General features: G+C 38.3%; 37 protein-coding genes, 1 pseudogene and 1 CRISPR repeat array (1 of these 39 only partly in view). Of the genes and pseudogenes, 3 read left to right on the top strand and 35 right to left on the bottom strand.

All coding sequences use genetic code 11. The annotated features are described in order from the left end of the window. Positions 1 to 93: direct repeats of the CRISPR family, unit length 32 nt; unit sequence GTTTCAACTCACAGCTACGCGAACGTAGCTGG (it extends 541 nt beyond the left edge of the window). A 228-nt stretch (positions 94 to 321) separates the two neighbouring features. From murA to QS62_RS07050, 35 genes are all read right to left on the bottom strand, one after another. After that, positions 322 to 1596 (bottom strand): UDP-N-acetylglucosamine 1-carboxyvinyltransferase, encoded by a 1275-nt coding sequence (gene murA / locus QS62_RS07220; RefSeq protein ID WP_066108064.1) that lies wholly within the window; start codon positions 1594 to 1596, stop codon positions 322 to 324. Positions 1597 to 1766: 170 nt separating this feature from the next. Next, positions 1767 to 2759, bottom strand: coding sequence for an extracellular solute-binding protein (locus tag QS62_RS07215; protein ID WP_414146308.1), 993 nt, complete (start codon positions 2757 to 2759; stop codon positions 1767 to 1769). A gap of 267 nt (positions 2760 to 3026) precedes the next feature. Then, positions 3027 to 3416, bottom strand: a complete 390-nt coding sequence (rplQ, locus tag QS62_RS07210) for a 50S ribosomal protein L17 (RefSeq protein ID WP_013745939.1) — start codon at positions 3414 to 3416, stop codon at positions 3027 to 3029. Positions 3417 to 3457: 41 nt separating this feature from the next. Continuing rightward, on the bottom strand, positions 3458 to 4441 hold the full coding sequence (locus tag QS62_RS07205; protein WP_066108059.1) for a DNA-directed RNA polymerase subunit alpha: 984 nt from the start codon (positions 4439 to 4441) through the stop codon (positions 3458 to 3460). Between the two features lie 28 nt (positions 4442 to 4469). Beyond that, positions 4470 to 5090 (bottom strand): 30S ribosomal protein S4, encoded by a 621-nt coding sequence (gene rpsD, locus QS62_RS07200; RefSeq protein ID WP_065234043.1) that lies wholly within the window; start codon positions 5088 to 5090, stop codon positions 4470 to 4472. Between the two features lie 28 nt (positions 5091 to 5118). After that, complete coding sequence (gene rpsK, locus QS62_RS07195; protein ID WP_012072238.1) at positions 5119 to 5508, bottom strand: 30S ribosomal protein S11; 390 nt, start codon at positions 5506 to 5508, stop codon at positions 5119 to 5121. A gap of 15 nt (positions 5509 to 5523) precedes the next feature. Then, on the bottom strand, positions 5524 to 5880 hold the full coding sequence (rpsM, locus tag QS62_RS07190) for a 30S ribosomal protein S13 (protein WP_013745942.1): 357 nt from the start codon (positions 5878 to 5880) through the stop codon (positions 5524 to 5526). Positions 5881 to 6029: 149 nt separating this feature from the next. Continuing rightward, positions 6030 to 6143, bottom strand: a complete 114-nt coding sequence (rpmJ, locus tag QS62_RS07185; protein ID WP_005548767.1) for a 50S ribosomal protein L36 — start codon at positions 6141 to 6143, stop codon at positions 6030 to 6032. 30 nt (positions 6144 to 6173) lie between these two features. Then, positions 6174 to 7499 carry a preprotein translocase subunit SecY gene (gene secY / locus QS62_RS07180; RefSeq protein ID WP_066108056.1) on the bottom strand — a complete coding sequence of 442 codons (1326 nt, stop codon included), beginning with the start codon at positions 7497 to 7499 and terminating at the stop codon, positions 6174 to 6176. A 7-nt stretch (positions 7500 to 7506) separates the two neighbouring features. Continuing rightward, positions 7507 to 7941, bottom strand: coding sequence for a 50S ribosomal protein L15 (rplO, locus tag QS62_RS07175; protein ID WP_066108053.1), 435 nt, complete (start codon positions 7939 to 7941; stop codon positions 7507 to 7509). A gap of 3 nt (positions 7942 to 7944) precedes the next feature. Next, a complete protein-coding gene (rpmD, locus tag QS62_RS07170; RefSeq protein ID WP_013745945.1) occupies positions 7945 to 8124 on the bottom strand; it encodes a 50S ribosomal protein L30 in 180 nt (59 codons plus the stop codon). Positions 8125 to 8130: 6 nt separating this feature from the next. Next, entirely contained in the window at positions 8131 to 8631 is a 501-nt protein-coding gene (gene rpsE / locus QS62_RS07165) for a 30S ribosomal protein S5 (RefSeq protein ID WP_066108050.1), read from the bottom strand. A 15-nt stretch (positions 8632 to 8646) separates the two neighbouring features. Beyond that, complete coding sequence (gene rplR, locus QS62_RS07160) at positions 8647 to 9000, bottom strand: 50S ribosomal protein L18 (protein WP_013745947.1); 354 nt, start codon at positions 8998 to 9000, stop codon at positions 8647 to 8649. Between the two features lie 13 nt (positions 9001 to 9013). Beyond that, entirely contained in the window at positions 9014 to 9547 is a 534-nt protein-coding gene (gene rplF, locus QS62_RS07155; protein WP_066108047.1) for a 50S ribosomal protein L6, read from the bottom strand. Positions 9548 to 9562: 15 nt separating this feature from the next. Then, positions 9563 to 9955: a 30S ribosomal protein S8 gene (rpsH, locus tag QS62_RS07150; RefSeq protein ID WP_066108044.1), complete on the bottom strand. Its 393-nt coding sequence runs from the start codon at positions 9953 to 9955 to the stop codon at positions 9563 to 9565. Between the two features lie 38 nt (positions 9956 to 9993). Further along, positions 9994 to 10299, bottom strand: a complete 306-nt coding sequence (gene rpsN / locus QS62_RS07145) for a 30S ribosomal protein S14 (protein WP_066108041.1) — start codon at positions 10297 to 10299, stop codon at positions 9994 to 9996. 11 nt (positions 10300 to 10310) lie between these two features. Continuing rightward, on the bottom strand, positions 10311 to 10850 hold the full coding sequence (gene rplE, locus QS62_RS07140) for a 50S ribosomal protein L5 (RefSeq protein ID WP_065231798.1): 540 nt from the start codon (positions 10848 to 10850) through the stop codon (positions 10311 to 10313). Between the two features lie 14 nt (positions 10851 to 10864). Then, positions 10865 to 11188, bottom strand: a complete 324-nt coding sequence (gene rplX, locus QS62_RS07135) for a 50S ribosomal protein L24 (protein ID WP_066108036.1) — start codon at positions 11186 to 11188, stop codon at positions 10865 to 10867. 12 nt (positions 11189 to 11200) lie between these two features. Beyond that, positions 11201 to 11572: a 50S ribosomal protein L14 gene (gene rplN, locus QS62_RS07130; protein ID WP_013745953.1), complete on the bottom strand. Its 372-nt coding sequence runs from the start codon at positions 11570 to 11572 to the stop codon at positions 11201 to 11203. Between the two features lie 161 nt (positions 11573 to 11733). Continuing rightward, positions 11734 to 11988 carry a 30S ribosomal protein S17 gene (rpsQ, locus tag QS62_RS07125; protein WP_066108033.1) on the bottom strand — a complete coding sequence of 85 codons (255 nt, stop codon included), beginning with the start codon at positions 11986 to 11988 and terminating at the stop codon, positions 11734 to 11736. Next, positions 11988 to 12179: a 50S ribosomal protein L29 gene (gene rpmC / locus QS62_RS07120; RefSeq protein WP_066108030.1), complete on the bottom strand. Its 192-nt coding sequence runs from the start codon at positions 12177 to 12179 to the stop codon at positions 11988 to 11990. Before rpmC ends, rpsQ begins: the two co-directional genes overlap by 1 nt. Next, positions 12179 to 12589 carry a 50S ribosomal protein L16 gene (gene rplP / locus QS62_RS07115; protein ID WP_013745956.1) on the bottom strand — a complete coding sequence of 137 codons (411 nt, stop codon included), beginning with the start codon at positions 12587 to 12589 and terminating at the stop codon, positions 12179 to 12181. Before rplP ends, rpmC begins: the two co-directional genes overlap by 1 nt. Before the next feature lie 13 nt (positions 12590 to 12602). Next, positions 12603 to 13310: a 30S ribosomal protein S3 gene (rpsC, locus tag QS62_RS07110; RefSeq protein WP_066108027.1), complete on the bottom strand. Its 708-nt coding sequence runs from the start codon at positions 13308 to 13310 to the stop codon at positions 12603 to 12605. Positions 13311 to 13327: 17 nt separating this feature from the next. After that, positions 13328 to 13660 (bottom strand): 50S ribosomal protein L22, encoded by a 333-nt coding sequence (rplV, locus tag QS62_RS07105; RefSeq protein WP_013745958.1) that lies wholly within the window; start codon positions 13658 to 13660, stop codon positions 13328 to 13330. 10 nt (positions 13661 to 13670) lie between these two features. Continuing rightward, positions 13671 to 13946, bottom strand: coding sequence for a 30S ribosomal protein S19 (rpsS, locus tag QS62_RS07100; protein ID WP_013745959.1), 276 nt, complete (start codon positions 13944 to 13946; stop codon positions 13671 to 13673). Positions 13947 to 13973: 27 nt separating this feature from the next. After that, positions 13974 to 14795, bottom strand: a complete 822-nt coding sequence (rplB, locus tag QS62_RS07095) for a 50S ribosomal protein L2 (RefSeq protein WP_066108024.1) — start codon at positions 14793 to 14795, stop codon at positions 13974 to 13976. A 16-nt stretch (positions 14796 to 14811) separates the two neighbouring features. Further along, positions 14812 to 15111 carry a 50S ribosomal protein L23 gene (gene rplW, locus QS62_RS07090; RefSeq protein WP_066108018.1) on the bottom strand — a complete coding sequence of 100 codons (300 nt, stop codon included), beginning with the start codon at positions 15109 to 15111 and terminating at the stop codon, positions 14812 to 14814. Beyond that, complete coding sequence (rplD, locus tag QS62_RS07085; RefSeq protein WP_066108015.1) at positions 15108 to 15713, bottom strand: 50S ribosomal protein L4; 606 nt, start codon at positions 15711 to 15713, stop codon at positions 15108 to 15110. The genes rplW and rplD overlap by 4 nt, the downstream gene beginning before the upstream one ends. 15 nt (positions 15714 to 15728) lie before the next feature. After that, on the bottom strand, positions 15729 to 16358 hold the full coding sequence (gene rplC / locus QS62_RS07080) for a 50S ribosomal protein L3 (protein WP_065231803.1): 630 nt from the start codon (positions 16356 to 16358) through the stop codon (positions 15729 to 15731). 17 nt (positions 16359 to 16375) lie between these two features. After that, positions 16376 to 16687 carry a 30S ribosomal protein S10 gene (gene rpsJ, locus QS62_RS07075; RefSeq protein ID WP_001181005.1) on the bottom strand — a complete coding sequence of 104 codons (312 nt, stop codon included), beginning with the start codon at positions 16685 to 16687 and terminating at the stop codon, positions 16376 to 16378. 268 nt (positions 16688 to 16955) lie between these two features. Further along, on the bottom strand, positions 16956 to 17627 hold the full coding sequence (locus tag QS62_RS07070) for a pirin family protein (RefSeq protein ID WP_066108012.1): 672 nt from the start codon (positions 17625 to 17627) through the stop codon (positions 16956 to 16958). Positions 17628 to 17821: 194 nt separating this feature from the next. Continuing rightward, positions 17822 to 19060 (bottom strand): phosphoglycerate dehydrogenase, encoded by a 1239-nt coding sequence (gene serA, locus QS62_RS07065; protein WP_066108009.1) that lies wholly within the window; start codon positions 19058 to 19060, stop codon positions 17822 to 17824. Between the two features lie 30 nt (positions 19061 to 19090). Further along, positions 19091 to 19750, bottom strand: a complete 660-nt coding sequence (gene rpiA / locus QS62_RS07060; protein WP_066108007.1) for a ribose-5-phosphate isomerase RpiA — start codon at positions 19748 to 19750, stop codon at positions 19091 to 19093. A gap of 16 nt (positions 19751 to 19766) precedes the next feature. After that, a complete protein-coding gene (hemW, locus tag QS62_RS07055; RefSeq protein WP_066108004.1) occupies positions 19767 to 20903 on the bottom strand; it encodes a radical SAM family heme chaperone HemW in 1137 nt (378 codons plus the stop codon). Continuing rightward, positions 20900 to 21493, bottom strand: a complete 594-nt coding sequence (locus tag QS62_RS07050; protein WP_066108001.1) for an XTP/dITP diphosphatase — start codon at positions 21491 to 21493, stop codon at positions 20900 to 20902. Before QS62_RS07050 ends, hemW begins: the two co-directional genes overlap by 4 nt. A 481-nt stretch (positions 21494 to 21974) precedes the next feature. On the opposite strand from QS62_RS07050, the gene QS62_RS07045 reads away from it, so the two are divergent. The 3 genes and pseudogenes from QS62_RS07045 to QS62_RS12005 form a co-directional block, all read left to right on the top strand. Beyond that, the gene (locus tag QS62_RS07045; RefSeq protein WP_066107996.1) at positions 21975 to 24674 is read left to right on the top strand and encodes a type I restriction endonuclease subunit R; all 2700 of its coding nucleotides are present in this window, start codon (positions 21975 to 21977) and stop codon (positions 24672 to 24674) included. A gap of 6 nt (positions 24675 to 24680) precedes the next feature. Continuing rightward, entirely contained in the window at positions 24681 to 26129 is a 1449-nt protein-coding gene (locus QS62_RS07040; protein WP_066107994.1) for a type I restriction-modification system subunit M, read from the top strand. Then, a pseudogene (locus tag QS62_RS12005) lies at positions 26129 to 26313 on the top strand (restriction endonuclease subunit S); the annotation flags it as partial. The gene QS62_RS07040 and the pseudogene QS62_RS12005, both read left to right, overlap by 1 nt.

Genomic DNA, 26313 nt, shown 5'->3' with positions numbered 1-26313 from the left:
ACTCACAGCTACGCGAACGTAGCTGGTCGTGGTTAATCATCACCACATCTGACATTGACTCGTTTCAACTCACAGCTACGCGAACGTAGCTGGTCCTAATATAAAAAATATATATATAAAACAATAGGTTAGATACACTAATTCGCTAATATTCTTATATAAGGACATTAATTATTTATATAGTAGCACTTTATACTATATCTTAGAATTAACTATCTGATTTTTAAAGAAAAATAAATTTCGCTAACCACCTAGAATGCAATGAGAACCAATGGTTAGCGATTTAATTATAGTAGGAAAACAGAGATAATTATGCGTAATTTATTCTATTTCACTATCAGAGAAACGTTCAATACGAGCACCCAAGCCACGAAGTTTTTCCTCGATATGCTCATAACCACGATCAATATGATAAATCCGATCGACAATAGTTTCACCTTGTGCAATGCAACCAGCGATCACTAAACTTGCAGAAGCTCTAAGATCCGTTGCCATCACTTCCGCACCAGAAAGATGATCTACACCATGACAAATCGCAGTATTTCCTTCTATCTCAGCTTTTGCGCCCATACGAATTAATTCAGGAATATGCATAAAACGGTTTTCAAAGATAGTTTCAGTAATAATGCCAGTACCACTTGCAACCATATTTAATAAGGTAAATTGCGCTTGCATATCTGTTGGGAAACCTGGGTGTGGTGCAGTGCGAATATTCACTGCTTTAGGTCTTTGCCCAAACATATCTAGCGTAATACTATCTTCAGTTACATCAATTTGCGCACCTGCTTCACGTAATTTTTCAATCACAACCTCAAGAGTATTCGCTCTAGTACCAATACATTCAACACGTCCACCAGATACTGCTGCAGCAACAAGAAATGTACCTGTTTCAATACGATCTGGTATGACTCTATGTTCACAACCACCTAAACGCTCAACACCTTCAACGGTAATTGTATCTGTACCTGCTCCTTGAATTTTCGCCCCCATCTTATTTAAAAATTCTGCTGTATCAACAATTTCAGGTTCTCTTGCTGCATTCTCAATGATACTCGTACCTTTAGCTAATACTGCCGCAGTCATGATAGAAATTGTTGCACCAACACTAACTTTATCAATAACAATACGAGTACCTTGTAAACGAGATGAAACAAATGATTTTACATAGCCATCTTCTAAGATAATTTTTGCACCTAATTTCTCTAAACCAGAAATGTGCAAATCAACAGGACGTGCTCCAATAGAACATCCTCCAGGTAAAGAGACTTGTCCCTGATTAAAACGTGCTGTTAATGGTGCTAATGCCCAGATTGAAGCACGCATAGTCTTCACTAATTCATAAGGAGTAACAAAGCTTGTAACGTTGCTAGCATCAATACATACACTTTGTTCACCACACCAATCTGCATTAATACCTAGTTTACGTAAAATTTTTAATGTTGTTTCAATATCACGCAAGCGCGGTACGTTATGCAATGTCACTGGTTCTTCTGCAAGAATAGAAGCAAATAAAATTGGTAATGCTGCATTTTTAGCACCAGAAATATTGACCGTACCTTTTAAGCAAGCTCGCCCATGAACACGAAACTTTTCCATAATAATTCCTATAAATTTCTATTTGTAGCTCAACTATAGCTGAACAATGATAAGTAATGTTTTGACAATCTTTAATTAATACAACTCCCTCATTATGCATTAACACAATGAGGGAGTCATGATTATGTACCTAATTATATACATTTCTTAGAAAAAATCGCTGAGAAACCTTAATTTGTTTTCAACTTATTCCAATATTTTTCATAAATATCAATGGCATCTCCAACATCTTCTTGCAAAATACCTTTCTGTAGCTCTGCAGGTGTTGGGAATAAAGTAACATCATTTACATCTTCTGGTGAGAGTAATGCTTTAACACCTTCATTTGGCATAGAGAAGCCCATTGTTTCGATCACTTCTTTAGCACTTTCTGGTCTAAGCATAAAATCGATAAATTTATATGCTGCATTTTTATGCTTAGCATTTTTAGGAATGGCATAATTATCCATCCAGATAATGGCACCTTCAGCAGGATAAATAAATTGAATATTGGCATTTTCCTTATGAGCCCTAAAAGCCGAACCATTCCAAATCATGCCTAATGACACTTCGCCTTGCAAATAAGGAACATCTGGTGAATCTGAATTGAACGCCAGTACATTTGGTATTAGTTTTTGTAATAGATGATATGCTGACTCGATCTCTGTTGCATTTCTTGTATTAGGAGAAAAACCTTTCAATAATAAAGCAATATGAAAAACCTCACGAGAATCAGCAGTCAATAACACCTTTCCTTTATATTCAGGATTCCATAAATCAGACCAGCTGGTAACTTTTTTTGGATCAATCTCAGCTGCGTTTATACCAATACCTGTTAAACCATATACATAAGGCAAAGAATATTGATTATTTGGATCAAAAGGCTTATTTAATAAATCAGGCGTAATTTGAGAAAAATTCTTTAGCTTACTTTTATCTAATTTCTCTAACATTCCTTCTTTTGCCATCTTACCAATGTAATAACTAGATGGAAAAACTAAATCATACTCACCACCATTGGTCAGTTTCATTTTAGAATACATCTCTTCATTACTTTCAAAAGTTGAGTAAACAACTTCTATTCCTGTTTCTTTGGTAAATTGATTTAATAATGAAGTGGGAATATATTCTGTCCAGTTATAAATATAGAGTTTTTCTGCTAAAAGAGATGAACTAAATAAGATAGGAAAAGAAAGTAAGGTTGTTTTAAATAGTTGAGAAAAAGATAAAAATTTCAATTTTTGAGTCCTCCAAAGCCTGCTTTTATACAGCTAAACAGCGATTAATTAAAAAACTCACTGAGTATAGCAACTTATTGTCGACTTTAAAAATAAAAAACTTTATCAAAGTATAGAAACTTTATTCCAGTTTGTTATTAAAAGGACTAATCCATAAAAAAACTGCACTCAAATGAGTGCAGTTTTTCATAGATAATATAAATGAATATTGAATTATTCTGCCGCTACAGCTGCTTCTTCAGCAACTTGACGATCTACTAATTCAATATACGCCATAGGTGCATTATCACCAGGGCGGAATCCACATTTCAAGATACGAGTATAACCACCCGCACGTTGAGCAAAACGTGGACCTAATTCATTAAACAATTTAGCAACAACTGCGTTGTCGCGAACACGAGCAAAAGCTAAACGGCGGTTTGCAACGCTGTCAACTTTAGCTAAAGTAATTAACGGCTCAACTACACGACGTAATTCTTTTGCTTTTGGCAATGTAGTCTTGATGATCTCATGACTAACTAAAGAACTTGCCATATTACGAAACATCGCTTGGCGATGACTGCTATTACGGTTTAGTTGACGACCACTCTTACGATGGCGCATGACCTTATCCTTCTCAGAAAAATCTTTAACCTATGACCAAACTAGTCTTCAGCAATACTTGCTGGTGGCCAATTCTCAAGGCGCATACCTAGTGATAGCCCACGTGAAGCCAATACATCCTTAATTTCAGTAAGAGATTTCTTACCAAGATTAGGAGTTTTAAGTAATTCAACTTCTGTACGTTGAACTAAATCACCGATATAGTGAATTGTTTCTGCTTTCAAACAGTTAGCAGAACGAACTGTCAACTCTAAGTCATCCACTGGACGAAGTAGAATCGGATCAAATTCCGGTTTTTCTTCTTTGACTTCTGGTTGACGAACATCACGCAAATCAACGAATGCATCAAGCTGTTCTGCTAAAATAGTTGCTGCACGACGAATCGCCTCTTCTGGATCTAACGTTCCATTAGTTTCCATCTCAATAACTAACTTATCTAAGTCAGTACGCTGTTCAACACGTGCTGCTTCAACATTATAAGCAATACGATCGACAGGGCTATAACATGCATCTACCAACAAACGACCGATAGGACGTTCTTCATCGTGTGTGCGTGAAGATGCTGGAACATATCCTCTTCCACGCTGTACACGAATGCGCATATTAATAGAGGCATTTTCATCTGTCAAATGACAAATGATATGATCTGGATTAACGATTTCAACATCACCATCATGAGTGATGTCCGCGGCAACAACAGGGCCAATTCCAGATTTTGTTAGTGTCAGAAATACGTCATCTTTATTCTGCACTTTAACCGCTAGACCTTTTAAGTTTAAAAGTACTTCAAGAATATCTTCTTGAACCCCTTCTTTACTGCTGTACTCATGCAATACACCGTCAATTTCAACTTCAGTCACTGCACAACCAGGCATAGATGACAAAAGAATACGACGTAATGCATTACCCAATGTATGGCCAAAGCCACGTTCTAACGGCTCTAAGGTCACTTTAGCATGGGTAGAGCTAATTTGCTCAATATCTACTAAGTGTGGCTTTAAAAATTCTGTAACAGAACCCTGCATTTTATCCTCTCTTTGCTGTTAAGCCCTATTATTTAGAATAAAGCTCAACGATCAGATGTTCGTTAATGTCTGCTGATAAATCAGAACGTTCTGGAATACGTTTGAAAACACCTTCCATTTTAGCAGCATCGACTTCCAACCAAGTTGGTTTTTCTCTTTGTTCTGCTAATTCTAATGATGCTTTAATACGTGCTTGTTTTTTAGATTTTTCACGTACTGCGATAACATCATCAACAGAAACTTGGTAAGAAGGAATATTCACTACACGTCCATTAACAACGATAGCCTTGTGACTAACTAATTGACGAGCTTCTGCACGTGTTGCTGCAAATCCCATACGATATACAACATTATCTAAACGACCTTCCAATAACACTAATAAGTTTTCACCTGTGTTACCTTTCAAGCGGTTAGCTTCTTTGTAATAGTTACGGAATTGACGTTCTAAAATGCCGTACATACGACGAACTTTTTGTTTCTCACGTAATTGACTACCATAGTCAGATAAACGTGGCTTACGTGCACCGTGTTGACCTGGTGCAGTATCAATTTTACATTTTGACTCAATCGCACGAACACCTGACTTCAAAAATAAGTCTGTGCCCTCACGACGGCTTAGTTTGAGCTTAGGCCCTAAATATCTTGCCATTTTCTTTCTCCAACTATCCTAACACGTCTTACACACGACGTTTTTTCGGTGGACGACAACCGTTATGAGGAATCGGAGTCACATCAGTAATATTAGTGATGCGGAATCCAGCTGCATTTAATGCACGGATTGTTGACTCACGACCAGGACCAGGTCCTTTAACCATAACTTCCAAGTTCTTTAAGCCGAATTCTTTAACCATTTCGGCACAACGTTCTGCAGCAACTTGTGCAGCAAACGGAGTAGATTTACGAGAACCACGGAAACCTGAACCACCTGCAGTTGCCCATGCTAGAGCATTACCTTGGCGATCAGTGATCGTAACAATAGTATTGTTGAAAGAAGCATGAATATGAGCCACGCCATCTACAACTTGTTTTTTTACACGCTTACGCGCACGAACTGGTGTTTTAGCCATTATCATTTACCCCGATTATTTCTTGATCGGTTTGCGTGGGCCCTTACGGGTACGCGCGTTAGTTTTAGTACGTTGACCACGTACCGGTAAGCTACGACGATGACGTAATCCACGGTAGCATCCTAAGTCTAATAGACGTTTGATGTTTAGAGTTACTTCACGACGTAAATCACCTTCAACAGTAAATTTACCAACTTCGTCACGCAGTTTATCAATCTGCTCTTCAGACAATTCGCTGATCTTAACGCTTCCTGCAATACCCACAGCATCACAAATGTGTTGCGCACGGGTTTTACCGATACCATAGATTGCTGTTAAAGCAATTACAGCGTGTTTATGATCAGGAATGTTAATGCCTGCAATACGGGCCACTATGCACTCCTATTTTTTTGATTACCTAAAATCTGGTATGTTGATCTGAAAAGCCCGTTTCAGGATACTCAAACAACATACCGATACACTACAAAAAGAGTCGAGCAGTATACCTACTCAACTAATTCTTTTCAAGAAAAATATATCAATTAACCTTGACGTTGTTTATGTTTAGGATCGCTGCAAAGCACACGAACTACGCCTTCACGTTTAACGATCTTACAGTTACGACATAATTTCTTTACGGACGCACGAACTTTCATTGCTTATCCTTTTTAACTTAAAAGACAATATTATTGTCTTGTCCCTTTAAGGTTTGCTTTTTTCAACACTGATTCATATTGACTTGACATCAAGTGACTTTGAACCTGAGCGATGAAATCCATAATTACCACTACGACAATCAGTAATGATGTTCCGCCAAAATAGAATTGGACGTTCCATGCTGATGTCATAATATACGGAACTAAACATACAAAGGTAACATAAAGACCACCAATTAAAGCTAAACGGGTCATTATCTTATCAATGTAGCGTGATGTTTGTTCCCCCGGTCTAATTCCTGGCAAAAATGCACCAGATTTTTTCAAATTATCCGCTGTATCTCTAGGATTATATTGCATCGCAGAATAGAAAAAGCTGAAGAATATAATCGCTACTGCATATAAAATCAAGTATAAAGGTTGACCTGGATGTAATAACATTGATAAGTCATTTAGCCAGTCTAATCCTTGTCCTTGACCAAACCATTGTGTAATTGTAGCTGGGAACAAAATAATACTTGAAGCGAAGATTGCTGGGATAACCCCTGCCATATTCACTTTAAGTGGTAAATGTGAACTTTGTGCTGCTAACATATGACGGCCTTGTTGACGTTTCGCATAGTTAACAACTAATCTTCTTTGTCCTCTTTCTACAAATACAACAAAGTAAGTTACTGCAAATACAACCACAGCAATTAATAAGAGAACCAACAGATGCATTTGGCCTTGACGAGCCTGTTCAATAGTATGTGCAATTGCCGCAGGTAATCCGGCAACAATCCCTGCAAAGATAATTAAAGAAATACCGTTGCCGACACCTCTTTCAGTAATTTGCTCTCCTAACCACATTAAGAACATTGTTCCTGTTACCAAACTGATAACTGCAGTGAAATAGAAGCCAAATCCTAAATTCGGAACTAATCCAGGCAACATATTCGGTAAACCAGTTGAAATACCAATTGCCTGAATAGTAGCAAGGGCTAACGTAGAATAACGAGTATATTTGCTAATCTTACGTCTTCCAGCTTCACCTTCTTTCTTTAATTCAGCTAATGCAGGATAAACAGACGTCAATAGTTGAATAATGATCGATGCCGAAATATACGGCATGATCCCCAAAGCAAATACTGACGCACGACTCAAGGCACCACCAGAGAACATGTTAAACATATCTACGATGGTACCTTTTTGTTGTTCAATAACTTGAGCCAATACGGCAGAATCAATGCCAGGAACCGGGATGAAAGATCCAATGCGGAATACAATAAGTGCACCTAATACAAACAATAAACGGCGCTTTAATTCACTTGTACCGCTCTGAGTACTTCTATTTTGATACCCCGGTTGTTTAGCCATCTGTTAATTATTCCTCAATTGAACCGCCAGCAGCTTCGATTGCTGCTTTAGCACCTTTAGTCACACGTAAACCACGAACAACTACGCCTGATTTCACTTCACCTGAAAGAATAATTTTAGCGAATTGAATTTCAGCAGGAATTACTTTAGCGTCTTTAAGAGAATCTAATGTAATTTCATTACCAGAAACTTTTGCCAAATCACTTAAACGAACTTCAGCTGTAACAGCTGCTTTCATTGAAGTAAAACCAAATTTAGGTAAACGACGGTATAAAGGCATTTGACCACCTTCAAATCCACGTCTTACACCACCGCCAGTACGTGCTTTTTGACCTTTATGACCACGACCACCAGTTTTACCTAAACCAGAACCAATACCACGTCCTAGACGTTTAGCACTATGTTTAGAACCTTCAGCCGGAGATAGAGTATTTAAACGCATTTATTACTCCTCCACTTTAACCATGTATGACACTTGATTGATCATACCTCTAACTGCTGCAGTATCAACTAATTCAACAGTGTGGTTAAGATGACGAAGACCTAAACCACGTAAAGTAGCTTTGTGTTTTGGTAAGCGACCAATTGAACTACGAGTTTGAGTTACTTTAATAGTTTTAGCCATGATCAATTACCCCAAAATTTCATCAACTGTTTTACCACGTTTAGCTGCTACCATTTCTGGAGATTTCATATTAGCTAACGCATCAATCGTAGCGCGAACTACGTTGATTGGGTTTGTTGAACCGTATGCTTTTGATAATACGTTACGAACACCAGCTACTTCTAATACTGCACGCATTGCACCACCAGCGATGATACCTGTACCTTCGCTTGCTGGTTGCATAAATACGCGAGAACCAGTATGAGTACCTTTAATAGGGTGTTGTAATGTACCTTCGTTTAAAGCCACGTTTACCATATTGCGACGAGCTTTTTCCATCGCTTTTTGGATTGCTGCTGGAACTTCGCGCGCTTTACCATAACCAAAACCTACACGGCCATTTCCATCACCTACTACAGTTAATGCAGCAAAGCTGAAAATACGACCACCTTTTACTGTTTTGGATACACGGTTTACTGCGATTAGCTTCTCTTGCAGTTCACCAGCTTGTTTTTCGATGCTTGCCATCTCAAATTACCTCTATTAGAACTGTAGACCAGCTTCACGAGCAGCGTCTGCTAACGACTGCACACGACCATGATATTTAAAACCAGAACGATCAAAGGCAACTTCTTTAATACCTTTTTCTAAAGCACGTTCAGCAACTAATTTACCAACTACTGCTGCAGCTTCTTTATTTCCAGTATATTTCACTTGCTCACGGATCGCTTTCTCAAGAGTAGAAGCTGTAGCAAGCACTTCTGAACCGTTAGGTGCAATAACTTGAGCATAAATATGACGCGGAGTACGGTGTACTACCAAACGTGTTGCACCTTGCTCTTTAATCATACGGCGTGCACGGGTCGCACGACGAATACGAGCCAATTTTTTATCCATAGTGTTACCCTACTTATTTCTTCTTAGCCTCTTTAGTACGAACCACTTCATCAGCGTAACGTACTCCCTTACCTTTATAAGGTTCAGGACGACGGTAAGCACGAATATCTGCAGCAACTTGCCCGATTAATTGCTTATCTGCGCCTTTCAAAATAATCTCAGTTTGAGAAGGACATTCAGCTACGATGCCTGCTGGTAAGGTATGCTCAATTGGATGAGAATATCCTAAACTTAATGCAAGCACATTACCTTTGATTTGTGCTCTATAACCAACACCAACCAATTGTAGTTTTTTAGTGAATCCTTCAGTAACACCAATAACCATTGCATTTACTAATGCTCTCGCTGTACCAGCTTGCGCATCTGCACCAGCGATTTCTAGACGTGGTGAGAAATGTAATGCATTGTTATCAATTGTAACTTCAACTGCTTTATGAATGTTGCGAGTTAACTCGCCAGTTTTACCTTTTACTGTTAATAGCTGTCCGTCGAGTTTTACCTCTACACCGGCAGGAATATTAACAGGTGCTTTTGCGACACGAGACATTTTCCTACCTCACTATTAAGCTACATAACAAATGATTTCACCGCCCAATCCTGCTTGACGTGCAGCACGGTCAGTCATAACACCTTTAGACGTAGAAACAACAGCAATACCTAAACCACCTAATACTTTTGGTAATTCGTCTTTACGTTTATAAATACGAAGACCAGGACGGCTTACACGTTGAATAGTTTCTACAACAGGTTTTCCTTGGAAATATTTTAAAGTGATTTCCAATTCAGGTTTTACACCTTCAATAATTTTAAAGCTATCAATGTAACCTTCTTCAGCTAGAACGTTGGCAATTGCCACTTTTAGCTTGGATGAAGGCATGTTGATCGCGATCTTGTTCGCAGCTTGACCGTTACGAATACGAGTCAACATATCTGCTATTGGATCTTGCATGCTCATGTGTCTTTACTCCCATGATTCCAAAATAAAGTGGTATATTACCAGCTTGCTTTTCTAAGGCCTGGAATTTCTCCACGCATTGCTGCTTCACGAACCTTAATACGGCTTAAACCAAATTTACGCAATACACCGTGTGGACGGCCTGTCTGACGGCAACGATTACGTTGACGAATTGGACTAGAATCGCGTGGTAAAGTTTGTAATTTTAACACTGCACTCCAGCGTTCTTCGTCAGAAGAATTAACATCAGAAATGATTCTTTTTAATTCTTGACGTTTTGCGTAATATTTTTCAGCTAACTCAACACGTTTTACATCACGTGCTTTCATTGATTGTTTTGCCATTAGAACCTGCCTTATTTACGGAATGGGAAGTTAAAGGCAGCAAGTAGTGCTTGACCTTCTTCATCAGTTTTCGCAGTAGTGGTAATAGTAATATCTAAACCACGTACACGATCCACTTTATCATAATTGATTTCAGGGAAGATGATTTGTTCACGCACACCCATGCTGTAGTTACCACGACCATCGAAAGACTTCGCATTTAGACCACGGAAGTCACGGATACGTGGAACAGCAATAGAAATTAATCGTTCAAAGAATTCCCACATACGCTCGCCGCGTAGGGTTACTTTACAACCGATCGGATATCCCTGACGAATCTTAAAGCCTGCAACAGATTTGCGAGCTTTAGTGATTAAAGGTTTTTGACCGCTAATTGCTGCTAAATCTGCTACTGCATTATCTAGCAATTTTTTGTCGGTCAATGCTTCACCCACACCCATGTTTAGGGTTATCTTCTCGATTCGTGGGACTTGCATGACAGATTTGTAGCCGAATTTAGTTTTTAATTCGTTTACTACTTGATCTCTGTAGTAATCATGCAGTTTCGCCATCGCATTACTCCAGTTTATTTAATTGTTTCACCAGTAGATTTGAAGAAACGAACTTTTTTGCCATCTTCAAATCTGAAACCTACACGGTCAGCCTTATTTGTAGAAGGGTTGAAAATTGCTACGTTAGAAACATCGATTGGTGCTTCTTTACGCACGATACCACCTTGTTTTCCTAATGCAGGAACTGGCTTCTCATGTTTAGCAACTAAATTTAAACCTTCAACGATTACTTTACCGTTAGGTAATACCTTTGTTACTTTTCCACGCTTACCTTTACCTTTAGCAACGCTACCAGTAAGCATAATTACTTCATCATTTTGACGGATTTTTGCAGCCATGACATTCTCTCCTTACAGTACTTCTGGAGCCAAAGAAATGATCTTCATGAACTTTTCAGAACGAAGTTCACGAGTCACTGGTCCGAAAATACGTGTTCCGATTGGTTGCTCACTATTATTATTTAAAATAACACAAGCGTTACCATCGAAGCGAATGACTGACCCGTCTGGGCGACGAACACCCTTCTTGGTGCGCACCACAACCGCTTTTAGTACATCACCTTTTTTTACTTTACCGCGAGGAATTGCTTCTTTTACGGTTACTTTAATGATGTCGCCAACAGCAGCGTAACGGCGGTGCGATCCACCTAGAACCTTGATACACATTACGCTACGAGCCCCTGAATTATCAGCAACATCCAGCATAGTCTGTTCTTGGATCATGTTAGTGCTCCGCTAAAATTTAACACAAAAAAACCCTTTCGGGCTGCCTACCCCATTTACAGGGAAGCGGCATTATATCACCACTTTTTGTAAATGGATACAAAAAAGTAAACGGTTTTTCACCGTTTACTTAATTTTTTTATTAAAAAGCCTTTATTAAATTAAATAACTGCTTTTTCAACTACACGAACTAAAGTCCATGATTTTGTTTTAGAGATAGGACGACATTCACGAATCTCTACAGTATCACCAACTTTTGCTTCGTTGTTTTCATCATGTACATGAAGTTTAGTGGTACGACGGATAAACTTACCGTAAATTGGGTGTTTAACCATACGTTCGATAGCGACAACAAAAGATTTTTCCATTTTATCGCTGATCACTTTACCTTGTACTGTACGAATTTTATCAGTCATTACTCACCCGCCTTCTCAGTTAGAATAGTCTTAACAACTGCAATTTGACGACGCACTTGTTTTAACTGATGAGTTTGTTGAAGCTGACCGGTGGCTGCTTGCATACGCAACTTGAATTGCTCACCTAACAAGTTAACCAATTCAGCATTCAGCTCTTCAACACTTTTTGCACGTAGTTCTTGAGCTTTCATTACATCACCGTCTTAGTTACGAAAGTGGTCTTAATAGGCAATTTAGCCGCTGCTAATGCAAACGCTTCTCTTGCGATCTCTTCAGACACACCATCCATTTCATATAGAACTTTACCCGGTTGGATTAAGGCTACCCAGTACTCAACGTTACCTTTACCTTTACCCATACGGACTTCTAATGGTTTCTCAGTAATTGGTTTATCTGGGAATACACGAATCCAGATTTTACCTTGACGTTTAACCGCACGAGTCATCGCACGACGAGCCGCTTCGATTTGACGAGCTGTTAAACGACCACGACCAATTGCTTTCAAACCAAAGGTACCGAAACTTACATCAGTACCTGCCGCAATACCACGGTTACGACCTTTGTGGATTTTACGGAATTTAGTACGTTTTGGTTGCAACATTTAGCGAATCTCCTTACTTACGACCTTTACGCGGAGCTTTTTTAGGCTTATCCGCAGGTTGTTGTTGTTCTGATTGCATAACTGCAGCCATTCCACCAAGAATCTCACCTTTGAAGATCCATACTTTAACGCCAATGACGCCATAAGTAGTATTAGCTTCAGCAGTATTGTAATCGATATCCGCACGTAAAGTATGCAATGGTACACGACCTTCACGATACCATTCAGAACGAGCAATTTCTGCTCCGCCTAAACGACCGCTAACTTCAACTTTGATACCTTTTGCACCTAAACGCATTGCATTTTGAACTGCACGTTTCATTGCACGGCGGAACATTACACGGCGTTCTAATTGAGAGGCAATGCTCTCTGCAACTAATTTTGCATCTAATTCAGGTTTTTTCACTTCTGCAATGTTAATTTGCGCTGGAACACCTGCAATTGCTGCAACTGCGTTGCGTAACTTTTCAACATCCTCACCTTTCTTACCGATAACGATACCTGGGCGAGCTGTGTGAATAGTAACACGAATACTTTTTGCTGGACGTTCAATAGTGATACGTGAAACAGAAGCATTCGCTAATTCTTTATTTAAGAATTTACGTACTTTAAAGTCGCCGTCTAAGTTATCGGCGAAATCTTGTGTATTCGCATACCAAGTAGATGACCAAGGTTTAACAATACCTAGGCGAATACCATGTGGATGAACTTTTTGACCCATTGCTATTCTCCTACTGATTAACGATCTGACACAACCACAGTAATGTGGCTAGTACGTTTTAAAATACGATCTGCGCGACCTTTAGCACGTGGCATTACGCGTTTCATGCTTGGACCTTCATCAACGAAGATTTTCGCGACTTTAAGATCATCGATATCTGCACCGTCATTGTGCTCTGCATTAGCAATAGCTGATTCAAGCACTTTCTTCACTAAAGCTGCTGCTTTTTTATTAGTGTAAGTAAGAATTTCTAATGCTTGCGCTACTTTTTTACCGCGAATTAAATCAGCAACTAAGCGAGCTTTTTGTGCTGAGGTGCGTGCGAAACGATGTTTTGCAATAGTTTCCATCATCTACCCCTTACTTCTTAGCTTTCTTATCTGCGGCGTGACCGCGGTAAGTACGAGTCGGTGCAAACTCACCTAATTTATGACCAATCATTTCATCAGTAACATAAACAGGAACGTGCTGACGACCATTATGGACTGCGATGGTCAATCCGATCATACTAGGAATGATCATTGAACGACGGGACCAAGTTTTAATTGGTTTTTTATCCCCGCTTTCCACCGCTTTCTCTACCTTCTTCAACAAGTGTAGGTCAAGGAAAGGACCCTTCTTGAGAGAACGTGGCATGGCTTATCCTCTTTATTAAATTAAAAATTATTTACCACGACGGCGTACGATATATTTATCAGTACGTTTGTTATGGCGAGTTTTCTTACCTTTAGTTTGAACGCCCCATGGAGTAACAGGGTGTTTACCAAAGTTACGACCTTCACCACCACCGTGCGGGTGATCTACTGGGTTCATTGCGGTACCACGAACTGTCGGACGAACACCTCTCCAACGGTTAGCACCAGCTTTACCTAATACGCGTAACATATGCTCAGAGTTACCAACTTCACCAACAGTTGCGTGGCACTCAGCTAATACTTTACGCATTTCACCAGAACGAAGACGTAAAGTCACATAATTACCTTCACGAGCAATGATTTGAACATATGCGCCCGCAGAACGTGCAATTTGACCGCCTTTACCTGGTTTTAATTCCACGTTATGTACTGTTGTACCAACTGGAATACTACGCATTGGTAATGAATTACCAACTTTAATTGGTGCATTCACACCAGCTTGGATTTGATCTCCAACTGACAATCCTTTCGGTGCCAAAATATAACGACGTTCACCGTCTTTATATAATACTAATGCAATATTAGCAGAACGATTTGGATCATATTCTAAACGCTCTACAACCGCTGGGATATCTAACTTGTTACGTTTGAAATCTACTAAACGGTAATGTTGTTTATGACCACCACCGATATGGCGAGTAGTAATACGACCTAAATTGTTACGACCACCAGTTTTAGCATTTTTCTCTAAAAGTGGCGCATAAGGTTTACCCTTATGTAATTCAGGATTGACAACTTTTACAACGTGACGACGACCAGCGGAGGTCGGCTTACATTTAACGATAGCCATTGATTATCTCCTCTGATTACTCTGCACTTTCTACAAGGTCTAAACTTTGACCTTCAGCAAGTGTTACATAAGCTTTTTTCCAGTCACTGCGACGTCCCATTCTTGCACCATGACGTTTAGTTTTACCTTTAACAACCACAGTACGAACAGAATCCACTTTCACTTCAAATAATTCAGATACTGCTTGTGCAATTTCTGCTTTGTTTGCATCTAATGCAACTTTGAAAACGATAGTGTTTGACTTCTCAGTATTAATTGTTGCTTTCTCAGAGACATGTGGTGCTTTAAGCACTTTTAGCAAACGTTCTTGACTCATGCTAACATCTCCTCAACTTGCTTCACTGCATCCACAGTCATAACTACTTTATCAAAAGCAATTAAGCTGACTGGATCGATACCTTGAACATCACGTACATCTACTTTATATAAATTACGTGCAGCTAAATATAGATTTTCATCTACATTTGCTGTGATGATTAATACATCATCAAGTGCCATTTGTTTTAATTTTTGAACTAAAACTTTTGTCTTAGGTGCTTCAACTTCGAATTTTTCAACAACGATTAAACGTTCTTGACGAACTAATTCAGAAAGAATGCTTTTGATTGCACCGCGATACATTTTTTTGTTCACTTTTTGGCTGTGATCTTGTGGCTTAGCCGCAAATGTCACACCACCTGAACGCCAAATCGGGCTTTTGATATCCCCTGAACGAGCACGACCAGTACCTTTTTGACGCCATGGTTTTTTACCTGAACCAGACACTTCAGCACGAGTTTTTTGTGCACGAGAACCTTGGCGAGCACCTGCTGCATATGCAACAACAACTTGGTGAACCAACGCTTCGTTGAACTCACGTCCGAAGGTAGTTTCAGAAACAGTTAATGCACTTTGTGCATCTTTAGTTACTAATTCCATTCCTATCTCCTAGACTTATGCTTTCACTGCTGGTTTAACGATTAAATCACCACCAGTTGCGCCTGGAACAGCACCTTTAACTAATAGTAATTTACGTTCAGCATCAACACGAACCACTTCTAAAGATTGAACAGTTACACGTTCATTCCCTAAGTGACCAGACATTTTTTTACCTTTGAACACACGACCTGGTGTTTGGTTTTGACCAATAGAACCAGGAACACGGTGAGACAAAGAGTTACCATGTGTAGCATCTTGAGTACGGAAGTTCCAACGTTTTACAGTACCTGCAAAGCCTTTACCTTTTGAAGTACCAGTAACATCAACTTTCTTCACGTCTGCGAAGATATCAACATTAATTTCTTGACCTAAAGTGAATTCTTCACCTTCAGCCACACGGAATTCCCATAAACCGCGACCAGCTTCAACACCTGCTTTAACAAAATGACCTGCTTCTGGTTTAGTTACACGACTCGCTTTCTTTGAGCCAGTAGTAACTTGAACTGCACAGTAGCCATCTGTTTCAAGGGTTTTCACTTGAGTAACGCGGTTGGCTTCGATTTCGATTACAGTAACTGGGATTGACACACCATCTTCATTGAAGATACGAGTCATACCAACTTTACGACCGATTAAACCAATCATTGTAATAACCTCTTAAATTAACCTAGGCTGATCTGCACATCAACACCGGCAGCCAGATCTAAACGCATTAAAGCGTCAACAGTTTTTTCAGTAGGCTCAACGATATCAACCAAACGTTTGTGAGTACGGATTTCATATTGGTCACGTGCATCTTTGTTCACGTGTGGAGAAATCAATACTGTGAAACGTTCTTTACGGGTTGGTAGTGGAATTGGACCACGAACTTGAGCACCTGTACGTTTTGCCGTTTCTACGATTTCCGCTGTAGATTGATCGATTAAACGATGATCAAATGCTTTTAAGCGGATACGGATTCTTTGGTTCTGCATGAGACCAGAGCTCCATTCAAAAAATGATTAATAAAAAAATTCACACCTCAAATTCCAATCTTAATGGAAAGAAGTGCGACTAACCTATTTTAGTTTCCAGATCGGAAACATTTTGTTATGACAACATATAAATAAAGCGACGTTGTCATCATTTGATAAATGATTACATCAAATGGCTTAAAAAAGCTCGTGTATTTTATATAACCTTAACAAAATAGCAAGTACTTTTTACGCTTTTCCTTTTATATTTTCTTGTGTTTCCTCGTCTTTAGACTAAATCAAATAACAAAAACTCTACTTTTTCTTTTATCATTAGAGATAACTGCGTTTCACCGGTTATCGCAATACCATCACCTACACTAACTTCTGTTTCATTAATCACCATATCTCCTCTTACTACTTGTAACCAATAATGGCGATTTTCTGTTAATTTGAGAATTTCCTTAGTAGGGATACTATATTGATAACGCCACAATTTCATATCTTGGTACACTTTAAAAGCATTCCCTTCTGGCTCAGGTGCAAGAATTAATGTTGCTCCCTCTTTATCGGGAAAAGCTTTTTGTGCATATCTCGGTGTTATATTCATTTTATTTGGCTCAATCCAGATTTGATAGAGATGTAATTCATCTGTTTGGCTTGGATTAAATTCTGAATGCGTAATACCCGATCCTGCTGACATAATCTGGAATTCACCTGCATTTAATTGCTCAATATTTCCCATACTATCCTTATGAGCAACCGTTCCTGCTAATACATACGTAAGAATTTCCATATTACGATGTGGGTGCGTACCGAAGCCTTTGCCTGATTTGATCCTATCCTCATTAATTACACGTAAATGAGAGAACCCCATAAATCGAGGATCATAATAATCCGCAAAGGAAAAAGTATGATAAGTGTCTAACCAACCATGCTGAATATGGCCTTTTCCTGATATAGAACATTTCTAAATTCCCTCTTTTTCCTTATTTCTACATTGCACCCTATTCTATCAATCAATAAATAGGCAATTAACTCTGCTTTTAACAACAATTTGTTTCTCAATAAGAAAAGATAAGAGAGTTTATCAAAATAATAAAAAATGCCTACCAAATCAGTGATCTAGTAGGCATCTTGGTGCTTTACACTTAATTAGTACAAGACGCGAGCTTTAATTGTACCATCAATTTGTTTGAGTTTTTGTTGTAAGCTTTCAGTATTATCTGATTCCACATCAACCACAACGTAACCAATTGCTTCATCAGTTTGTAAATACTGAGCAGCAATATTTACACCGTTGTCCACAAAAATCTGGTTAATCTTATTCAAGATACCTGGGCGATTATGGTGAATATGTAATAGACGTTTTGCTTTTGCTAAGCTATGACTTGGTAATGAAACCTCAGGGAAATTAACCGCAGTTACAGTTGAACCATTATCAGAATATTTAACAAACTTGCTTGCCACTTCAGTACCAATATTTTCTTGTGCTTCAGCTGTTGAACCACCAATATGAGGCGTTAAAATCACATTCTCAAAACGACGCAATGGTGATTCAAATACTTCATTAATCGATGCCGGCTCTTTCGGGAACACGTCAATCGCTGCACCACGAATCTTTCCTTCATCTAATGCTTTTGCCAAAGCATCGATATCCACTACCGTACCACGCGCCGCATTAATTAAAATTGCCCCTTGTTTTAGTTGAGCAATACGCTCTGCACTCATTAAATTCTTCGTTGAGTTATTTTCTGGAACATGCAAAGAAACCACATCACTCATAGTTAATAATTCTTCTAATGTTCTCACTTGTTGTGCATTTCCTAGTGGAAGTTTATTTTCAATATCATAGAAATACACCTTCATACCAAGAGATTCAGCAATTACACTTAATTGTGAACCGATATGACCATAACCCACAATCCCTAAAATTTTTCCTCTTGCTTCGTTTGAACCTTCAGCAGATTTATTCCATACACCACGATGCACTTCAAAATTCGCTTTTGGTACATTACGCATTAACAGCAAAATTTCTCCCAAGACTAATTCCGCAACAGAACGTGTATTAGAGAATGGTGCATTAAAGACTGGAATCCCACGTTGTCTTGCCGCTTCAAGATTCACTTGATTAGTACCGATACAGAAACAGCCGATCGCAATCAATTTTTGTGCATGCTGTAATACCTTTTCAGTAAGATGAGTACGAGAACGGATACCAATAAAATGTGCATCTTTAATTGCTTCGATTAACTCTTCTTCGTCTAACGCTTTCTTATGATATTCAATATTTGAATACCCAGCATTATGCAACACTTCTAATGCACTATTATGTACACCTTCAAGTAATAAAAACTTAATTTTTGCTTTGTCCAAAGATACTTTTGCTGTCATGTTTGCTTTTTCCTTTATATTAATAATTAATTATTTAAGAATTTGTGCACCATCAGGGCTGCCCACAATTACAATATCCGCTGGGCGTAATGCGAAAATTCCATTTGTTACCACACCAGCGACATTGTTCAACTCTTTTTCCATTTCAACTGGATTGATGATTTTAAAATTATGCACATCCAAAATGATATTACCATTATCAGTTACAACACCTTCACGATATTCTGGTGAACCACCTAATGTTACCAATTTACGTGCCACTTGCGAGCGTGCCATCGGGATGACTTCTACTGGTAATGGGAAAGTGGAACCTAATACTTCAACCTGTTTAGATTTATCAACAATACAAATAAAAGTTTTCGCCAATGCTGCCACAATCTTCTCACGAGTTAACGCAGCGCCACCGCCTTTAATCATCATTTTATGTGGCGTAATTTCATCAGCACCATCAACATAAATGTCTAAACCTGATACATCATTAGCACTAAAGACTTCTATACCTTGCTCACGCAATAATGTTTCAGAGTTTTTAGACGCTGCTACCGCGCCTTTAATTTTATGTTTTATTGTTCCTAATGCTTCAATAAAGCAATTTACTGTTGAACCGCTGCCAACGCCAACAATAGTATCTGCTTTTACATACTGCAATGCTGCGTTAGCTGCCATTTTCTTCATTGTTAATTGATCCATGCCTCTATCCTTTAACTTATTCTGCCAAAAAAAGTGTAAGCAAATCATTCAGAAATAATTTGCCATGTTCAGTAATCTGCCAAGAATTTTTTCGCTCTACAATATAATCTTGTTTTACAGCCTCGTCTATTGGCTTTTCAATTGATGCAATAGAAAGTCCAGTAAAGTGAAGAAAATCTTCTTTTGGTACAGCCTCCAATAAACGGAAACGATTCATAAAAAACTCAAACGGACGATCTAATTCGCCTACTTCATGCTGTTGATAACGATAGTTACCTTGTAGATAACCTTTCGGGTGTTTTGTCTGAGAATAACGTACAATCTTTCCTTCAGGAAAACTAACTTTTCCATGTGCACCACACCCTATTGCCAAATAATCACCAAACCGCCAATAATTTAAATTATGTTCACATTGATAGCCTTGTTTCGCATAAGCAGAAGTTTCATACTGCTGATAGCCAGCCTGTGTTAATAGTTGATGCCCTTGTGCAAAAATTTCCCACAACATATCATCATCAGGCAACCGCGGCGGTTTACTGGCAAATAACGTATTTGGTTCAATCGTTAATTGATACCAAGAAAGATGTGGTGGTGAAAGTTCAATAGCTTGTTGTAAATCAGATAATGCTTGCTCTATGGTTTGATTAGGAAGTCCATGCATTAAATCTAAATTAAAACGAGAAAATTGTGCTGTTTTAGCAAGGTTTACTGCATATTTTGCTTCCGCACTATTATGAATTCGTCCTAACTGCTGCAACTTCTGATCATCAAAACTTTGGATTCCCATTGATAATCGAGTTACACCAGCCTGATGATAACCAACAAACCGCTCTGCTTCAGCTGTTCCAGGATTTGCCTCTAAAGTAATTTCAATACCATCGCGGAAAGCAATACGTTGTGAAATTTGTTGCAATAAATACGCGATACTTTCTGACGAAAATAGACTAGGCGTACCACCACCAATAAAAATAGAATGTAATTCTCGCCCTTGCACATAATCAAGCTGCTGATCTAAATCGGCTAATAAGTGTTGCAAATATTCTCGTTCTGGGATCGCCCCTTTTTGCGCGTGCGAATTAAAATCACAATATGGACACTTCTGCACACACCAAGGAATATGAATATAAAGGCTTAATGGAGGTAAAACGATCATCTTAATTTTTGTTGTAAGATTGCTAATGCTCTAGCACGATGTGAAACTTGTTGTTTTTCAGCCTTACTTAATTCCGCAAATGTTGCATTTTTTTCTGGATAGAAAAACAGTGCATCATAGCCAAAACCATTAGTGCCAATTTCTTCCGTTCCTATCATACCTTGGCATTCCCCTTCCGCAATAATCGGGAATGGATCAGTAGCAGAACGTAATAACACAATACAACTAACAAATTTTGCGGTACGCTGTTCCGTTGGAATAGTTGCTAATTCTGCTAATAATTTCGCCCGATTTTCTGCATCATCCGCCTCTTCTCCAGCATAACGAGCAGAATATAATCCCGGTGCACCACCTAACGCATCCACAACCAATCCAGAATCATCTGCAATCGCAGGTAAACCGCTCACTTTTGCTGCATGACGAGCTTTAAGCAACGCATTTTCAACAAAAGTTAAACCTGTTTCCTCTGGGCTCTCAATTCCTAATGCTGTTTGAGCAATGACTTCAAAGCCAAAATCAGCCAATACATTCGCCATTTCATTCACTTTGCCTTGATTACCTGTGGCAAGGACTATTTTTTGTTTTGTCATGGAATTCCTATAAAAATATTATGGAAAAGATAAACGCACGCTAATACTTACAGCGTGCGTATTTTCTTAGTCAGTATAGATATTTAACAATTTTTCATCAATAGCTTATTATTTTAAGATAATAGATACCACAATGGAGAATAGCATTATCTTACGGTTGTGCTGAATTTACCCCTGCATCAAGTAATTGGTTGGCGATTGCAAAGAGAGCATAATACGAATTTAGTGGTAGAGGCATTAAATCATGTGATACTGATGACAACAAGGACAGATGGAATGATATTTCACTCAGACCAAATGAGTATTTATCGAAGTTATCCATTTACGCAATGTGTAAAACGTCATGGATTAGCACCCACTTTAGCAAAACAATCTATCAAAGACCGTTAAATTAGTGGATTACTAAAATTAACATTTATTCCCCCCACTTCCTTCTGATAATATTAGCTTATCAGAAGGGATAGCGATTAGAGTAAACGATATGAAACCAGAGGAAAAAGCACGAGTAAAAATCGATCAGATGTTTATTAATGCGGGCTGGAAAGTGGTTGATCGTAAAGATTACTCACCTAATATCAATGCTTGTGCAATTCGAGAGGGGCTTTTAAAGAAAAATATGGAAGCTGACTATTTGCTTTTTCTCGCAGGAAAAGCGATAGGCATTTTAGAAGCAAAAGCAGAATATATTGATGTTACCTCTGCTAAAGTTTGCGAGCAGGCAGCTAATTATGTGGTTAATGTCCCGAAGTATTATCAATCCTATTCCATTCCACTTCCTTTAATTTACCAATCTAACGGTCAGCTTGTGCTGTTTAAACGCAGTGATGGTAATGAATATGAATCTTTAAATCGGATACATTCACCCAAAGAAATTTGCAAGATGTTGGGCATCAACGATCCGTATGCTGGACTACCTTTTTTAGCAGAAAAAGGATTACGAAATTGCCAGTATGAAGCTATTTCGGCATTAGAGGAAAGTTTCCGCAATAACCATAAACGAGCTTTGATGGTGTTGGCGACAGGTGCAGGAAAAACCTATACAGCTTGTATGGCGGCTTATCGTTTATTAGCTTATACACCTGTTCGGCGAGTTTTATTTTTAGTTGATCGCAATAATCTCGGGCGACAAGCTGAGGCTGAGTTTGCGACATTCCGTTTAACTGAAAATGGCGAACCTTTTAATACTATTTTTAGCGTAGAAAGATTACGTTCTGCCAAAATACCCAATGCAAATGTGATAATTTCAACTATCCAACGTCTATTTTCTTTACTAAAAGGCGAGGACTTTGAGGATAATGACGAATATGAGGGTTATGCTAATGAGGATTGTGAGATTGTTATTCCTCAACATCCGCAACTTCCGCCTGATTTTTTTGATTTAATTATTATTGATGAATGTCATCGTTCAATTTATGGCAATTGGAAATCGGTTTTAGACTATTTCTCATCTGCTAATTTAATTGGTCTAACGGCGACACCACAGCCTGAAACGCTGGCATTTTTCAATAAGAATTGCGTAGTCAATTACACTTTAGAACAATCTATCATTGATGGCATTAATGTAGATAGTCGTATTTATCGAATAAAAACCGAAATCAGTGAAAATGGTGGTACGATTGCCAAAGGCGAAAAAGTTAGAGAGGAAATACGCTATACAGGTAAAGAAAAAACGATTTTTGCAGTAGAGGATAGGTCTTATACCAAAGAGGAATTAAACCGAAGTGTCGTTAATCCCGCACAAATTAGACTCGTTTTAGAAACTTATCGAGATGCGGTTTATAGCGAAATGTTTATTGATCCGCCTCGTGAGGCAGATTTTGATTATTTACCAAAAACATTAATTTTTGCGTTAAATGAACAGCACGCTACAAATATTGTTGAGATTGCTAAAGAGGTATTTAATCGAACGGACGATGATTTTGTTCAAAAAATTACCTATTCAGCAAAAGACAGTGATCAACTAATCAGAAATTTTCGCAATGATAAAAAATTTCGCATTGCGGTTACTTGTACACTGGTTGCCACAGGTACAGATATCAAGCCATTAGAAGTGTTATTGTTTATGCGTGATGTTGCCTCTGAAGCTTTGTATATTCAGATGAAAGGCAGAGGGGTTCGCACCATCAATGATGATCAACTTCGTACTGTCACACCAAATGCACATAGTAAAGATCACTTCTTTTTAGTTGATGCCGTTGGGGTAACGGAACACGAAAAAAATACTAAATCACTACAAAATAACCCAACAAATTCCGTTATTACGTTAAGTAAACTGCTGGAATTAATTACGCACGGCAATTTAAGTGATGAAAAGTTACATTTGCTTGCTTCTCGTCTATCTCGTATTGGCAATAAAAGTACGTCCAAACAAAGAAAAGAATTTATTGACTTGTCTGGCATAGATATGTTGGACTTAGCCAGAAATATTTTTAATGCTCTTGCGGATAAAACACTACCACCATATAAAGATATAAACGAGAGTAATACTGAACGCAAAGCGTTGGTTAGTAAATTGACTTACAACCCAAAAGCGAGAGAGTTACTCTTGATCTTAAACGCTGGATTTGTACATACTTTATTGAATGCCAATGATCAGCTTATTAGCAAAGGTTTTTCTATTGAGGAAGCCAAAAATACTACGACAGCATTTGAAAAATATTGTTTTGAACACAAAGATGAGATTGAAGCATTAAGGATTATTTATAATAATACAGGCGAACCTCTCTCTTATCTACTGTTAAGTGATCTTATCCAACAATTAAAACAAGCCAACAATCGCTTTAATTCACTACAATTATGGAATGCGTACGCCTTACAAAATTCCAATCAAGTTAAACCATTATCTAATAAAGATGAGTGTGAAGCCTTAACTAATATTATCCAACTCGTTCGTTACGCTTTCCAACAAATTTCGCAATTACAAAGCATTTATCCGATGGCACAAAGAATGTTTAATTTGTGGTATGGAAAGACTCAGCTACAACTTTCTGAACAACAAAAGGATGTTTTTCGTGTCGTTGTGAACTATATCGCCTCTAATGGTGCTTATTCATTTAGCGATCTGCGTGAGTACGATCAGATCAAAGCCGCACAATTAAGCCAAATCTGTGGCGATATAAAAAGTGCGAATGAAGCACTTTATTCACTTTCAAATTTCTTATTAACTAACTCAGCAGCATAAAATACTATGTCAAAAAATAATACGTCAAAAAAAATAACAAATAACGAAACCTCTTTAACCAAAAAAGTGTGGACATTAGCGACAACCTTGTCAGGACAGGGAATCGGCTTTACCGATTATATTACCCAGCTTACCTATTTGCTATTTTTAAAAATGGACGATGAAAATGAACGTCTTTTAGGTGAAAAATCAGCTATTCCACAAGGGTATCAATGGAAAGATTTAATTGAGTTAGACGGATTAGAGCTTATTTCACAATATGAAATTACACTAAAAAAATTGAGTGAAGAAGATAATCTTATCGGTACGATTTACACCAAAGCACAAAATAAAATTGATAAGCCTGTTTATCTAAAAAAAGTGATTTCATTGATTGACGAAGAACAATGGCTGGTAATGGACGGCGATCTAAAAGGGGCAATCTATGAAAGCATTTTAGAGAAAAATGGACAGGATAAAAAGAGCGGAGCAGGGCAATATTTTACCCCACGCTCGCTCATTCAAACCATTGTCGAAGTGGTACAACCTAGAATTACAGAAACTATCTGTGATCCAGCGTGTGGAACAGGCGGATTTTTATTAGCTGCGTATGACTATATGAAATCCCAGTCTCAAGATAAAGCTAAGCGAGATTTCTTACGTCATCAAGCGTTGCACGGTTTTGATAACACACCACTTGTTGTTACGCTTGCCTCAATGAACCTCTATTTAAGAGGAATTGGCACAGAACGTAGCCCAATTATATGTCAAGACTCATTAGAAAAAGCACCGACTGAGTTAGTTGATATTGTATTGGCAAATCCACCGTTTGGCACAAGACCATCGGGTTCAGTTGATATTAATCGAGATGATTTTTATGTAGAAACTAAAAATAATCAGCTCAATTTCCTGCAACACATTATGTTGAGTCTAAAAAATGGTGGACGTGCGGCGGTAGTGCTACCTGATAACGTTTTATTTGAAGGTGGCGCAGGGGAAGCAATCCGCAAAAAGCTCTTACAAGAGTTTGATCTACACACAATATTACGCCTACCTACTGGCATTTTTTATGCACAAGGCGTGAAAGCGAACGTGCTCTTTTTTAATAAAGGTACACCAACAGAAAATATTTGGTTTTTCGATTACCGCACTGATATTAAACATACTCTCGCGACAAACCCAATGCAACGTCATCATTTAGATGAATTTGTGCAATGTTATCACGCAGAAAATATCAATAAACGAACAGAAACTTATCACAATGAAAATAACCCAAATGGACGTTGGAGAAAGTATAGCGTAGAGGAAATTTTTGCAAGAGATAAAACGAGTCTTGACATTACTTGGATTAAGCAAATTGATGAAACAGAAAATCTCTCACTAGCCGAGTTAATGCTAACCATTAAAGACAAAAGCGAAGCGATTAGCCAATCAGCCGCACAATTACAAAAATTGCTAGCAGGGATCAAAGAATAATGGATACTAAAATTCTACGCCAAAAAATTCTTGATCTCGCTATTCGTGGTAAATTAGTGGAACAAGATCCAAATGACGAACCAGCTTCAGTATTGCTCGAACGTATTAAAGCCGAAAAAGAGCGATCACTTTCTGACAATAAAAAAAGAAAAAGTAAGAAAGAAATTACTACAGATAAATCCCC

The sequence above is a fragment of the Gallibacterium salpingitidis genome, assembly GCF_001678495.1.
Lineage (GTDB): Bacteria > Pseudomonadota > Gammaproteobacteria > Enterobacterales > Pasteurellaceae > Gallibacterium > Gallibacterium salpingitidis.
This window is presented reverse-complemented; position numbering and strand designations above follow the sequence as displayed.